Source organism: Microbulbifer agarilyticus (assembly GCF_019800665.1).
GTDB lineage: Bacteria > Pseudomonadota > Gammaproteobacteria > Pseudomonadales > Cellvibrionaceae > Microbulbifer > Microbulbifer agarilyticus_C.
This window is the reverse complement of sequence record NZ_JAHVKO010000001.1, coordinates 400196-412928: the sequence shown is the minus strand read 5'-3', so window position 1 is coordinate 412928 and position 12733 is coordinate 400196. Positions and strand designations below refer to the sequence as shown.

The 12733-nt window shown below is 56.9% G+C and carries 13 protein-coding genes; 8 read left to right on the top strand and 5 right to left on the bottom strand.

The features are described from left to right. Positions 1-158 precede the first annotated feature (158 nt). The 3 genes from KUV22_RS01655 (at position 159) to KUV22_RS01645 (ending at position 2024) form a co-directional block, all read left to right on the top strand. Entirely contained in the window at positions 159-737 is a 579-nt protein-coding gene (locus tag KUV22_RS01655) for a YceI family protein (RefSeq protein WP_222227900.1), read from the top strand. A gap of 140 nt (positions 738-877) precedes the next feature. Beyond that, positions 878-1423 carry a DUF2058 domain-containing protein gene (locus KUV22_RS01650; protein WP_222227899.1) on the top strand — a complete coding sequence of 182 codons (546 nt, stop codon included), beginning with the start codon at positions 878-880 and terminating at the stop codon, positions 1421-1423. A gap of 31 nt (positions 1424-1454) precedes the next feature. Then, a complete protein-coding gene (locus tag KUV22_RS01645; RefSeq protein WP_222227898.1) occupies positions 1455-2024 on the top strand; it encodes a DUF1415 domain-containing protein in 570 nt (189 codons plus the stop codon). A 4-nt stretch (positions 2025-2028) separates the two neighbouring features. On the opposite strand, the gene KUV22_RS01640 is transcribed toward KUV22_RS01645, so the two are convergent. The 3 genes from KUV22_RS01640 to KUV22_RS01630 are packed head-to-tail and all read right to left on the bottom strand — an operon-like array spanning position 2029 to position 5051. Beyond that, positions 2029-3786 carry a SulP family inorganic anion transporter gene (locus tag KUV22_RS01640; protein ID WP_261319068.1) on the bottom strand — a complete coding sequence of 586 codons (1758 nt, stop codon included), beginning with the start codon at positions 3784-3786 and terminating at the stop codon, positions 2029-2031. Continuing rightward, positions 3746-4153, bottom strand: coding sequence for a TIGR01244 family sulfur transferase (locus tag KUV22_RS01635; RefSeq protein ID WP_222227897.1), 408 nt, complete (start codon positions 4151-4153; stop codon positions 3746-3748). The genes KUV22_RS01640 and KUV22_RS01635 overlap by 41 nt, the downstream gene beginning before the upstream one ends. Before the next feature lie 19 nt (positions 4154-4172). Continuing rightward, a complete protein-coding gene (locus tag KUV22_RS01630) occupies positions 4173-5051 on the bottom strand; it encodes an MBL fold metallo-hydrolase (protein ID WP_222227896.1) in 879 nt (292 codons plus the stop codon). Between the two features lie 140 nt (positions 5052-5191). Here KUV22_RS01630 and KUV22_RS01625 point away from each other — a divergent pair, with 140 nt between their 5' ends. The 5 genes from KUV22_RS01625 to KUV22_RS01605 all read left to right on the top strand — a co-directional run bounded on the left by KUV22_RS01625 (position 5192) and on the right by KUV22_RS01605 (position 10617). After that, entirely contained in the window at positions 5192-5506 is a 315-nt protein-coding gene (locus KUV22_RS01625; RefSeq protein WP_222227895.1) for an ArsR/SmtB family transcription factor, read from the top strand. Between the two features lie 9 nt (positions 5507-5515). Further along, a complete protein-coding gene (locus tag KUV22_RS01620; RefSeq protein WP_222227894.1) occupies positions 5516-5950 on the top strand; it encodes a YeeE/YedE family protein in 435 nt (144 codons plus the stop codon). Positions 5951-5954: 4 nt separating this feature from the next. Continuing rightward, the gene (locus KUV22_RS01615; RefSeq protein WP_222227893.1) at positions 5955-6377 is read left to right on the top strand and encodes a DUF6691 family protein; all 423 of its coding nucleotides are present in this window, start codon (positions 5955-5957) and stop codon (positions 6375-6377) included. 156 nt (positions 6378-6533) lie between these two features. After that, the gene (locus tag KUV22_RS01610; protein ID WP_315857486.1) at positions 6534-8270 is read left to right on the top strand and encodes a SulP family inorganic anion transporter; all 1737 of its coding nucleotides are present in this window, start codon (positions 6534-6536) and stop codon (positions 8268-8270) included. Positions 8271-8346: 76 nt separating this feature from the next. Next, positions 8347-10617 carry an ATP-dependent helicase gene (locus KUV22_RS01605; protein ID WP_222227892.1) on the top strand — a complete coding sequence of 757 codons (2271 nt, stop codon included), beginning with the start codon at positions 8347-8349 and terminating at the stop codon, positions 10615-10617. 34 nt (positions 10618-10651) lie between these two features. Here KUV22_RS01605 and KUV22_RS01600 read toward each other — a convergent pair whose 3' ends face one another. Then, positions 10652-11272 (bottom strand): DUF4919 domain-containing protein, encoded by a 621-nt coding sequence (locus KUV22_RS01600; RefSeq protein WP_222227891.1) that lies wholly within the window; start codon positions 11270-11272, stop codon positions 10652-10654. 70 nt (positions 11273-11342) lie between these two features. Then, positions 11343-12605, bottom strand: a complete 1263-nt coding sequence (locus tag KUV22_RS01595) for a patatin-like phospholipase family protein (RefSeq protein WP_390625216.1) — start codon at positions 12603-12605, stop codon at positions 11343-11345. Positions 12606-12733 lie beyond the last annotated feature (128 nt).

Here is a 12733-nt window from a genome sequence, read left to right as displayed (position 1 = left end):
CTTTTTCACTACCATTCGCAAACTTCCTCTGGCCAGCTGCCGCAACGGATGATAACGTTTCTCAGCTAGAACTGACTGGTCGAAGTCAGTCGAGCACACAAGACCAACGTATACGGGTGTGCTTGCAGGTTAATACTGGTTGAAACAGGAGAATCACCATGTCTTTCAAGTCCATAGCGCTCGCATCCTTGCTGGCCCTGCCACTTTCAGCCCTTGCCGACTGGCAGCTCGCTGGGGACGACTCCAGTGTGAATTTTGTTTCAGTGAAGAAGACCAATATTCCGGAAATGCACCACTTTAAAAGCATGAGTGGCGGCATCTCCGATGAAGGCAAGGCACAGGTAACTATTGACCTGGCCAGTGTTGAAACCAACATCCCAATCCGTAATGAACGCATGCAGAAAATGCTGTTCAATACCGCGAAATTTGCCAAGGCCACCATCAGCACCGATGTAGATACCGAAAAACTGAAGGGGCTCAAGGCCGGTGAGAGCATGGCTGTGGATGCCAATGTCACGGTCGAGGTGCACGGAGAAACCAAGACCGAGAAAGCGATGCTGCAAGTAACCGGCCTCGAAGGTGGCAAGCTACTGGTGACGACCAGTACACCGATTATCGTAAATGCCGGCAACTACAAGCTGCTGGAAGGTATCGAAAAGCTCCGCGAAGTCGCGGGCCTCGATAGCATCAGCCCGATCGTGCCGGTGACCGCCAAACTGGTATTCATGCAGAAGTGATTCTCCGATCAATGCACTTTCGCGGCGGTATTCGCAAGGATGCCGCCACGGAATACCCCTACCCCCTGCGATCCCCTCCGCAAATCCGCTAGAATTCGCGCCATCACTTTCCATCCGTTAGATCAATCAGGTAGATCAACATGGCATCACTCCAGGACCAACTGCTGAAAGCAGGTCTGGTAGATAGCAAAAAAGCCAAGAAAATCAGCAAAGAAAAGCGCAAGCAGAACAAGGTTGCCAAGAGCACCGGTCAAGCGCAGGTGGATGAAACCAAACTTGCCGCGGAGCAAGCCCGTGCCGAAAAGGTGGCCAAGGACCGGGAGCTGAACGCCCAGCGTGAAGCCGCGGCACAGCAGAAAGCGATTGCCGCCCAGATTAAGCAGCTGATCGAGAGTAACAAGCAGCCCAAGGGTGCCAAAGGTGACAACGACGTCGCCTACCATTTTACCTTTGAGAAAAAGGTGAAGAAGATTTACGTCTCCAGCGCGGTGCAGGAACACCTGACGGCCGGCCGCCTGCTGATTGTCGGCGAAGGGGAACACTTTGAACTGGTACCGCGCGTCATCGCCGACAAGATTGCGGAACGCAACGCAGACATGGTTGTGCAGCCGCCCGAGCAATCAGCCCCGGTGGACGAGGACGATCCCTACGCGGGCTACGAAATCCCAGACGACCTGATGTGGTAACGCGGGCCCGGAACCGCTTCCCGGAGTCAATATGACCGACAGTGATCCAATTGTCGCCCAGGTAGAACGCTGGCTGCAGGATGTGGTGGTGGGGCTGAACCTGTGCCCCTTCGCCCGCAAACCACTGCGCGCCGGGCAGATTCGTTTTGTGGTGAGTGAAGCTGCCGGTGATAAATGCAACGAGGTTTTGCTGGAAGAGCTGTTACAAGAATTTCAGGTGCTGGATCGCTGTAATGAGCAGGAGGTAGAAACCACGCTGCTGATACTGCCCACACAGCTGCGCGACTTCCACGATTACAATTTCTTTCTGGATGACGCCGAGTGGCTGTTAAAGCGCCAGGGCTATGAAGGCACCTACCAGATCGCCAGCTTCCACCCCCACTACCAGTTTGCGGACACCGAGCCCGAAGATCCGGAAAACCTCACCAACCGCTCCCCTTACCCGATTCTGCACATTTTGCGGGAAGCCAGCATGGAGCGCGGCCTGAAAAATTATCCGGATCCGGAATCCATCCCGCACAACAATATTGTGCGGGTGGAGTCGCTCAGTGACGACGAGAAGCGCGCACTGTTTCCCTACCTGTTTGCGTCACAGGGGTAAAAACCTAATCCGCCCCTGAATCCATTTCGTTACGCAAATAGGTAAATGCCTGGTACTGGGTAAAAAAGATCTGCCCGGAAATTTCTTCCACAAAGCCGCTCTGTTCCAGGTTATCCATCACCGGCCCTTTCACTTCCGACAGGTGCAGGCAAATACCCGCCTCTGCCAGCTGCGCATTCACTGATTCCAGGGTTTCCAAGGCGCTCCAGTCTATCTCGTTCACCGCACTGCACATCAGCACCACATGACGGATATCCGGGTTGGCCGCCACGTCGGCATAGACGCGCTCTTCCAGAAATGCAGCGTTGGAAAACATCAGGCTTTCATCGACCCGGATTGTGAGCACCTGTGGCACGGTGACGACATTGTGACGCTTGATATTGCGGAAGTGCTCGGTGCCTTCCACCAGGCCCACTTCGGCAATATGCGGTTTGGAGGTGCGATACAGGAACAAAACGATGGACGCCGCCACACCGCAGGAAACCCCCGCCTCAACCCCAAACAACAGGGTGACCACGATGGTTACCAGGACCGCAACAAAATCACTCGGCGAAAAGCGCCAGGTTTTGCGTAGAATGGAAAAATCCACCAGCGAGAGCACCGCCACGATTATGGTCGCAGCGAGCGTTGCCTTCGGCAGGTAATAGAGAAATGGGGTCAGAAACACGGCCGCCAGCGCGATGCCGATCGCGGTGAATACACTCGCCATTTGGGTTTCAGCACCCGCGTCAAAATTCACCACCGAGCGAGAAAAACCACCGGTAACCGGAAACCCGCCGGAAATACCGGACGCGACATTCGCGGCTCCCAGCCCCACCAGCTCCTGGTTCATATCAATCTGTTGCCGGCAGCGCGCAGCGAGTGTCTTGGCAACGGAAACCGACTCCACGTAGCCGATGATGGAAATCATCACCGCAGGCAACCAGAGCTGCTCAACAAGATCCAGGGAGAATGCAGGCCAGCTAAAGCTCGGTAAACCGCCGGGAATATTCCCTACCAGTGCCACACCGCGCGCTTCCAGATCCAGCCCAGCAACCATCAGAATGGTAGCGATCACCCCCACTACGGGAGCCGCCTTAACCAGCAATTCTGCGGCGTTTTTCGAGGCACCGAGAGACTGGAGCAGCGATACTGCCCCACGGCGAGACCAGAACAAGAACAGCAGCACCCCCGCTCCCAGCGCCAAAGTAGTGAGATTAATCTCACCTACAGAGGCCGACATGGAATGCAGTAACGCGGGCAAGTTATCGCCCTGCGCAGATATGCCCATCAGGTGCTTTAACTGACTGAAGGCAATGAGCACTCCGGACGCGGTAATAAAACCAGCGATTACCGGATGTGACAGGAAGTTAGCCAGAAAACCCAGCCGCAATACGCCAAGCAAAAGCAGAAACAGGCCGGATAGCGTTGCCAGTAATATCGCCGCAGCCAAATATTCAGCGCTACTTTGTGCGGCCACCTGCCCCAGTGCGGTGGCACTCATCAGCGAAGCAACGGCGACGGGCCCCACCGATAAGGTGCGACTGCTGCCAAACAAGGCATAGGCAACTAGCGGTGCAATGCTCGCATACAGTCCCACTTCCGCAGGCAGACCTGCCAACAGTGCATAGGCCAGGGATTGCGGAATCAGCATTACGGTGACAATTACCGCCGCCAGTAAATCCCTATGCAACTGTACAAGGGAGTAACCGGGAAGCCATTGGGCGGCGGGCAGCCACCGCTTAGTAGGTGACCAGAACACCGCTGACATCAAAGCCGGCATTTGTTGCCGCCTGCTGCAACTGTTTTCTATCCGCACCATTTATGCAGCCAGCGGCAGCCCACAGGTTACAGGCGCGATTGCCGGTGCGGCAAAAGGCGTGCACTTTCTTGCCATTCGCGAGTAACTTGGCGAACGCCTCACAGTGTGCAGGCTGCATCTGGCCGCGGGAGAATGGGATCGCAACGAACTGCATCCCGGCGTCAGTCACCGCCCGATCCAGTTCGTCATAGGTCGGGATGTCCTCTGATTCGTGCTCGGGGCGGTTGCACACCACAATTTCTACACCGGCTTTTGCGAGCTGCGCCATGTCATCCAGCGCCGGCTCAGCGGATACCGATACCTGTTCATTCAGTTGTTTAAGATCCATTAGTCACTATCTCCCAAACTCACAATTTGTTAATCGGCACCTTGAGATACACGGTGCCATTGTCTTCCGCAGGTGGCATTTCACCGGCGCGAATGTTGACTTGAATCGAGGGCAAAATTAGCCGCGGTATCGCCAGGGTAGCGTCGCGCTCGGTACGCATTGTTACGAAGTCCGCTTCACTCACCCCCTGATGGAGATGGATATTGCTGCGCTTCTGCGCACCCACCGTGGTTTCATATTCATGCGCGCGGCTTCCATTGGGCGGGTAGTCGTGACACATAAACATGCGCGTATCTTCGGGAAGCGCCAGCAGTTTTTGCACGGACTGATACAGCGCGTGCGCATCCCCTCCAGGAAAATCACAGCGGGCGCTGCCCACATCCGGCAAGAACAGGGTGTCGCCAACAAACAGCGCGTCGCCAATCAGCCACGCCATATCCGCCGGGGTGTGTCCCGGTACGTAGATGACTTGGCCCTTGAGTTCACCAATGGTGAAGGTATCACCATCGTGAAACAGGTGGTCAAACTGGGATCCGTCCGCAAGGAATTCTCGCTCCAGGTTGAACACTTCCCGGAAGATCCCCTGCACCTGGCGGATATGCTCACCAATGGCAATCTTGCCGCCCAGCTGCTCGCGAATAAACGGTGCGGCAGAGAGGTGGTCGGCATGGGCATGGGTTTCCAGAATCCACTCCACGGTCAGGTCTTTGCCCTGCACGAATTCGACGATCTTGCTCGCCCCATCGGTACAGGTGCGCCCCGAGGCATTATCGAAGTCGAGTACCGCATCGATAACTGCCGCGCTGCCGCCTTCCCGGTCATAGATCACATAGCTCCATGTCTCCGAGTCCGGATCGAGAAAAGCCTGCACAAGCGGTCGAACAGCCATATCGGTCATTAGCACACCTCATATATATTTATCGAATAAGATAATAACAAATAGAAATATAGCTTCCAACAATATACTTTTCAATATAATATTTCTTGTGTAATTGATTGCGGCCAGACGGCCCTAGACCAAGACTTTGGAAACACCCTATGCCCGACACCAGTGATTTACAGCTGGACAAGATGCGCGATGCTGCCAGCCAGGCGTCAGCCTTGCTGCGCTCACTTGGCAACCAGGATCGTCTGCTGCTGTTGTGTCAGCTGAGCCAGGAAGAGCTGTGTGTCGGGGACATCGAGGAGCGGCTGGGTATCCACCAGCCGAGCCTGTCGCAACAACTCGGCGTGTTGCGCAGAGAAGGGCTGGTCACAACGCGCAGGGAAGGTAAACGCGTCTTCTATCAAGTGGCCGACCCCAAAGTCCTGACCCTGCTTCAAACCCTCTATCAACTGTATTGCGCGGAGTAACACGCCACCATGAACATCGACTGGAACGCATTTACCCCCGGGAGCGCCCTCGCCGGCGGCCTGCTGATCGGACTCGCCAGTGCCTGGCTCATCCTGATGAACGGCCGCGTGGCGGGCATTTCCGGAATTTTGGGCGGACTGCTGAATAACGAGCGCGGTAACCGCGGTTGGCAATTTGCCTTTATTCTCGGCCTGCTCGCCGGCCCCGGGATTTGGGCCCTGTTCCATGCCCTGCCCGCGATTGAGATACGCGCCAGTTACCCGGTCCTGATTGCCGCCGGCCTGCTGGTGGGCATTGGCACCCGCTACGCCGCGGGCTGCACCAGCGGACACGGCGTCTGCGGTTTGTCGCGACTTTCCCCAAGGTCGCTCGCGGCCACCATGACCTTTATGTTTGGCGGCTTTGCCACCGTCTACGTCGTCCGTCACCTGCTGGGAGCCTGAGACCATGAATAAAGCGACCTTTTCTGCGTTTATCGCCGGTCTGATTTTCAGCTTCGGTTTACTACTGTCCGGCATGGCCAATCCGGAGAAAGTCCTCGGCTTCCTCGATTTGTTCGGCGCCTGGGACCCCTCACTGATGCTGGTGATGGGCGGTGCTATCGCCGTCGGCTTGCCGGCCTTCGCTTTGGCTAAGAAACGGCAAGCTGCGGTACTCGGTGGACCTATTCAGCTGCCGGGCAAGCGTGCGCTCGACAAACGCTTGATTCTGGGAAGCCTTGCGTTTGGTATCGGCTGGGGTCTTGCGGGTTTCTGTCCCGGCCCGGGAATCGTGGCCAGCGGCGCACTGGAGCCTGGCGCACTGGTATTTGCTGTGGCGATGATTGCGGGAATGCTGGGGTTCCGCTTGCTGGAGCGTCGCGCCAGCTGACCCTCAGGATTGGGGCTCGTCTAACTCTTCACTTGGTCGCCATTGACCTTCGACAAGCCCCTTCTATCACCTACCTGATTCCCGCGGTCCCCCCGCGGGATAATCCAGAGGCTATCCTGATGGAATCCCTCCGGCCTCTGGACCACAACCGCGCAAGTGATACGGGCATACCGACTCATACCAAAATGGCTTAGACGCTACCGCCGCCAGTGGTTGCTCTCCGACCTCACCGCAGCGCTGGTGTCAGGTATGTTGCTGGTGCCGCAGGGGCTGGCCTACGCTCTGCTCGCCGGCTTGCCACCTCACGTTGGACTCTACGCCAGCCTGGTGCCGCTTATTGCCTACGCGGTGTTTGGCAGCAGCACGGCCATGGCGATAGGCCCTGCCGCAGTGCTGTCTCTTATGACGGTATCGGCGCTCACTCCGCTGGCAGCCATCGGCAGCCCGGAGTATATCGGCGCGGCGATCATTCTCACCCTGCTGAGCGGCGCTTTTCTATTCGCCATGGGCCTGCTCAAGATGGGCGCGCTGTCCAACCTACTCAGCCACCCGGTGATCAGCGGCTTCGTCTCCGGTGCCGCCGCGCTGATTATCGTCGGGCAGATTCCCGCCCTCCTGGGAATCAAGGTCGACGGGGAGACGGCCTCGGTCAAGCTGCTGCATATCATCGAGCACCTGCCGGAGGCCCATCTGCTGCCCATGGCTTTTGGGATTACTGCAGCGGTGATCTTGATCGTCAGTCGTATATGGCTGCCAATGACACTGTTTCGCCTCGGTGCACCCAAGCAGGTAGCCCGGCTCGCGGCGCGATTGGTGCCGATGCTGCTGGTGCTTTCCGCCATCGCACTGGTGCATCAATTCAAACTCGAGGACAGGCTCGAGGTCATCGGCGAAATACCCGCTGGACTGCCCAACATCGTGTTACCCGACTGGAACTGGAGCCTTATTTATCGGCTAGTGTTACCGGCGCTGATTATTGCCCTACTGACCTTCGTAGAAAGCCTTTCCATTGCCCAGGCCGTGGCAGCGCGGCGCGGCCAGCGACTGGATGCCGATGGCGAGCTGTTGGGACTGGGAGCCGCCAACATTACCAGCAGTCTCTCCGGTGGCTTGCCAGTGGCGGGCAGCTTTTCCCGCACGGCGGTGAACGCCGAGGCCGGCGCCGCCTCGCCTCTGGCCGGTGTTATGGCTGGCCTGATGATGATTCCGGTACTGCTGTATCTCACCGGTGTGTTTAGTGCGCTGCCTCTTACGGTACTGGCGGCGATCATCATCGTCGCTGCGGCCAGCCTGTTCGATTACAGCGGCTTCATTCACAACTGGCGCTACGACCGCACCGACGGTATCGCCATGTTCTGCACCTTTGCCGGGGTGATCTTGTTTGGAGTCGAGGCAGGAATTGCTCTGGGAATTGGCCTCTCGTTCGCCACCCTGATCTGGCGTAGCAGCCGGCCGCATATTGCGGTGGTTGGACGGGTTCCGGGTACCGAACACTTTCGCAATGTATTGCGCCACAATGTCGAGACCCAGAAAGACATCCTGTTTCTGCGTATCGATGAGAGCCTGTTCTTCAGCAATATCAGCGCGGTGGAAGACCGCCTGCTGAGCGAACTGAAGCGACACCCGGACACCCGGGACCTGGTGTTGATTCTGTCATCGGTCAGCCGCATCGACGGCACCGCGCTGGAGCGGCTGCACCAGATCAACAAGGACCTGAGAAGCCGCGACATTCGCCTGCACATGGCCGAAGTCAAAAGCCCTGTACTGGATCGCCTGAGCCGCTCCAAGCTCTTGGAGAAACTGACCGGGCGTATCTTCCTCTCCTCCTACATCGCCGAGCTGGCATTGCGTCACGGCGAAGAAGAGCCGCCGCCGACCAGCGAGACCACATAAAGCCCTGTACCCCTTCCAACTATACTGGCAATATATACAGTATTCAGATTGCATGTTTCAGGTGTACAGAATTCTTATGTCAGGCAAAGAGTCCAATCTCACGGAAGAGCAGCAGGCTATTGCCAACCACCCCGGCGGCCACGCCAAGATTATCGCCGTGGCCGGCTCCGGAAAAACCACCGCCCTGCTCCACTACATCAAGAACCGACTCGGTGCCGGGGTAGACCCCCGGCGCATCCTGGTGGTGATGTACAACCGCAGCGCGCGCGAAGATTTCAGTGTGCGCGTGCAGGCGCTGTGCGGCCAGAAAAGCCCCGCGGTAAACACCTTTCACAGCCTGGGCTATCGCCTCTACCAGCGCATGATGGCCGCGGGCCAACTGCCGCAGACAAACCTTTCGCCCCTGCCGCAGTCCCTGGTGCAATTGCAGGTCTGGAAATCCATCGAAGCCTGTGCACCACCGGCAGACCTGGAAGATATCCGTGCGCGCAAGCAGTCGGAGACGGAAGCCGCAGAATTTTTTATCGACTTCACCAAAACCACCCTCGACGGAGACCTCAGTGCCTTTGAGCGGCTCAAGCTCGGTGATGACTACCGCTATTTCCTCAAGGTATTCCGCCACTTTGAAGACTGGCGGCGGGAACAAAAAGCGGTTACCTATGCAGACCTGCTGTACGACCCCGCCCTGCAACTGAAACTGAACCCGGAAATGGCCGAAGCCTACGGCAGCCACTATGAAGACCTGCTGGTTGATGAATACCAGGACATCAACGAAGTGCAACATTTCCTGTTGCGGGTACTGTATGGGAAGTCCGGCAATGTGATTGCCATTGGCGACCCGGATCAGACTATTTACGAATGGCGTGGCTCGCGCCCGGAATTTTTGTTGCGCCTGTTTGATGGCGATTTCCCCCCGTCCAACGTGTACCGCCTGAGCCGCACTTTCCGCTATGGGCACACACTGTCGCTGGCGGCCAATCACTTCATCCAGAACAACCGGGAAAGAGCGGACATTCTCTGTGTATCGGGCATCCCAGATGCGGAAACCGCAATCCAACAAGTCACTGCAGCCAACGAAGGCAAGTGGCTGGTGGAGCATCTCCGCCGCTGCCGCCAGAATGGTAGCGACCTCGGAGAAATCGCCATCCTGGTACGCCTCTGGTCTCTCGCGGCACCACTGGAGCTGGCACTACTGGCCAACAATATTCCCTACCGTTCGGGCAATCGCAATACGGTACTCTCCCGCCGCGAGCTGCGCCCTCTGTTCTGGAGTTTGAATATTGCCTCCGGGCGCTTCCGCGAGCTGCCCCGCGCGCGACGCGCCAAAGGCCTGTACGAATGGCTCACCGCACCCCACGTACGTATAGCGCGTGCGGTACTGGAGCCCCTGTGCGAACAGCTATCCCGACAGGAAAAAGATTGGGGAGGCACCCTACTTACCCTGATACCGGAATCACTCAGCCAACCCCAGAGCAAGCGCCTGCGGCAAAGGGCCGAGCTACTGAAACAAGTGGAGCATTGGCGCGGTATGGCCGGCGAACTGGTGCGCCGGCAATTGGGCGAGCTGGACTTCCTGAACGGCATTGCGGAAGACGCCTTCAACCGCCAGCAGGCGGAAGAAAAGCAGCAGACGATCATCGCCTTTGTCCAGTATTTGGACCAACTGAAGCTACCGCCACAAGATGCCCTGGCCCACCTGCAGCAACTACAGGAGCAGCACCAGAAGGAAAGCAGTGAAGAGGACAGCAACGGAGAAGATGCTCAGAAAAATGGGGTTATTCAAATCACCACCATGCATCAGGCCAAAGGACTGGAGTGGGATCAGGTAATCATTCCGTCCCTCACTACCCACAATATGCCCTACCAACCACAGCGAGACTTCGCCACTCCGGCGTCGATCGAAAGCGAACGTCGTTTGATGTACGTCGCTATGACCCGCGCACGTAAAAACCTATTTTTACTGGTGCCACCAGCGGAAAATAGTGGCAAAAGGCCTGCCGGCAGCCCGGCGGACAGCGAACAAAAACCGTCGGTATTTTTGGACGAAATGCATCTACCGCTGTGTGATATTTTGGGAAGCGCCCTGCGTCAGCGGCCGGAAAATATACGCTCGCAGGTACCGGTTACCCGACTGGGCTTACGCTACCTGGCAACCTGCGAGTACAACCCGGAAATTAATGCACCGCGGGCAACTGTTAAGAAACCGGCAGTGGGCGAAGGGATAAAGCACCAGAAGTTGGGCTACGGCAGAATCACAAAATGGGAGGACTCCCGCGTGGAAATCCTGTTCAGTGACCGCCAGACCCGGCGCTTTGATTGGGACAAGCTGTCACAGCATTTGTGCTAATCACACGCCGGCAAAACGGGGAAAGTGCTAACGCTTAGTTTTCCATGCTGGAGCGTACAAACTGCTGGCTCACATTGAAAAACAACGGGTACTCCTCACCGGATTCAAGGTCACGCACCTGCATCTTGTCGTAGATACCCTGCTTACCGTAAACGATAGACTGATCCAGTACCTGCAATCCCTTGAGGCGAATGTAGCCGCGGAGCTCGGATGTACTGATCGTCTGAAATGCACTCGCCTGACTTTTGCCATCACCACTGTTTTCAATGGAGGTCATCAGCCCCTCCACCATGTAGCGGTGCAAATCTTCTCGCTCCAACTCGCCGGCTTGGCCACTGCACAAAACACCAATCATATGTGCCTCGAGGCTCATGTAGTTGTAAGCCAGTACCTTATCGACATTGCGCAGGCAATCGGTAAAGTCCGCCTGCTCCACTGAGCTGTATGCTTCCGGTAAGCCATCCAGCTTCATACCACCGTATGGGTTGTACTCGGACGATTTCACATACGCCATGCGCAGGCGATCAAAATCCAGGGTAAAGCTGAGCTGCCGTGCCTCGTCCAGCAACATGCGGTATTCACTCTGGGTCTGTTCGCGTAACGGAGGAACACCGGTACTTTGTTCCACTTGCTGGCCACTACAGGCTGCCAACAATAGAGACACTCCAAGGGCGAACCCCAAGCGAACCCAAGACACGCTTTTTACACACATAACCGAACACACTTCAGGTCGAGGAATTATCATCCGAGGCTTCCGTAGCGGGTTTAACCCGCAATCCAAACAATCGTTTTTGTTGTGTTTCCACCAGCTGGTTGCGCGGGCGCAGGAAGTCCCGCAAGGTGTCCTGCTCCCACATGGCATCCTGATAGCCTAACTCGATCAACTCACCGAGATAAGGCCTTTCAAACAGCAGGTAACTGGCCGCCGAGGCACCGCCTCCGGAAGTGGTGGCACCAGTAGAGCGGAACAGCCAGCGCAGCGCCGGAGGCAGATAGCGTACCTTGCGCCCGGCAATCCGATCCAGACTCTGGCTGGGTTCAATCACTGCCGACTCTACCGCCCGCAATGGGGCGAGATCCGACAGGGATTCGTCTTCTACCGACTTGAGCAGAAGATTAACCCGATCCAAATGCTCCAGATCCCCCTCCAGGCTATCAATGAACGCGGCGTTAAACAGGTGCCCACCAATTTGCGCGATCGACGGTGAGTGCTTGGGGGCCTTGCGGCGCTTTCCCCAGTGCACTGGTGAGCGATTATCCGATACCCCCACGACAAACACACGACTGGCACCAAGGTGTAACGCTGGGCTGATCGGCGCCAACTGGCGCACCGCGCCATCGCCAAAGTATTCGTCGCCAATTTTTACCGATGGGAATAGCGTGGGAATCGCCGCCGATGCCATCAAATGCTCAATTTTTAGTTGGGTGCGCTCGCCACAGCGACGGAAGCGGCGCCACTCCTTTAGCTCCTCACGCCCCTGGAAAAAGCTCACCGACTGCCCTTCGCTATAGGACATCGCATTCACACTCACCGCGCGCAGGCGCCCCGCGTCAATATTGCGCTGGATATTACCAAACGGCACCACTTCACTGACCAGCTCATGTAGCGGCCCGTTGTCCAAAAGCGCCAGCGGCTTATTGCGCGCCACACCATAATTAAACAGGGAGCCGGTAATCGTCAGCATATTGCCAAGCAGGCTGGTCCAGTTACTGCGATAAATCTGGTCTACGGTGAGCCCCATCCACAAATCGTACAGGCGCTCCACGGCCTCTTTAAACGTACCGGGATGGGTGGCCAGCACCAGTGCATTCACAGCGCCTGCCGAGGTGCCACAGATAATCTTGAATGGGTGCGGCTCGGAGTCTGGCGCCAATTCTGCCAGTGCCTTCAGAACCCCCACCTGATACGCCGCACGCGCACCGCCACCGGAAAGGACCAGCGCGCCGGAATCCTGTGTAATTGGAGGAACGGGGTTATTCACCGACAAAGCTTGCTACCAGATCGAGAGAAGTTAGGAGCCTGATTTTTCGCCTGATCTTTTTTTGATCTAGCCATCCTAAATAAACATTATTGTGACTATTCAATACACCAGCTGAGGATAGCAGGCTGGAGGCC

What these genes read in the sequence shown, in the direction of transcription:
- KUV22_RS01655 (WP_222227900.1), top strand. Translation starts at nt 159, where the DNA reads ATGTCTTTCAAGTCCATAGCGCTCGCATCCTTGCTGGCCCTGCCACTT.
- KUV22_RS01650 (WP_222227899.1), top strand. Translation starts at nt 878, where the DNA reads ATGGCATCACTCCAGGACCAACTGCTGAAAGCAGGTCTGGTAGATAGC.
- KUV22_RS01645 (WP_222227898.1), top strand. Translation starts at nt 1,455, where the DNA reads ATGACCGACAGTGATCCAATTGTCGCCCAGGTAGAACGCTGGCTGCAG.
- KUV22_RS01640 (WP_261319068.1), bottom strand. Translation starts at nt 3,786, where the DNA reads ATGCCGGCTTTGATGTCAGCGGTGTTCTGGTCACCTACTAAGCGGTGG.
- KUV22_RS01635 (WP_222227897.1), bottom strand. Translation starts at nt 4,153, where the DNA reads ATGGATCTTAAACAACTGAATGAACAGGTATCGGTATCCGCTGAGCCG.
- KUV22_RS01630 (WP_222227896.1), bottom strand. Translation starts at nt 5,051, where the DNA reads ATGACCGATATGGCTGTTCGACCGCTTGTGCAGGCTTTTCTCGATCCG.
- KUV22_RS01625 (WP_222227895.1), top strand. Translation starts at nt 5,192, where the DNA reads ATGCCCGACACCAGTGATTTACAGCTGGACAAGATGCGCGATGCTGCC.
- KUV22_RS01620 (WP_222227894.1), top strand. Translation starts at nt 5,516, where the DNA reads ATGAACATCGACTGGAACGCATTTACCCCCGGGAGCGCCCTCGCCGGC.
- KUV22_RS01615 (WP_222227893.1), top strand. Translation starts at nt 5,955, where the DNA reads ATGAATAAAGCGACCTTTTCTGCGTTTATCGCCGGTCTGATTTTCAGC.
- KUV22_RS01605 (WP_222227892.1), top strand. Translation starts at nt 8,347, where the DNA reads ATGTCAGGCAAAGAGTCCAATCTCACGGAAGAGCAGCAGGCTATTGCC.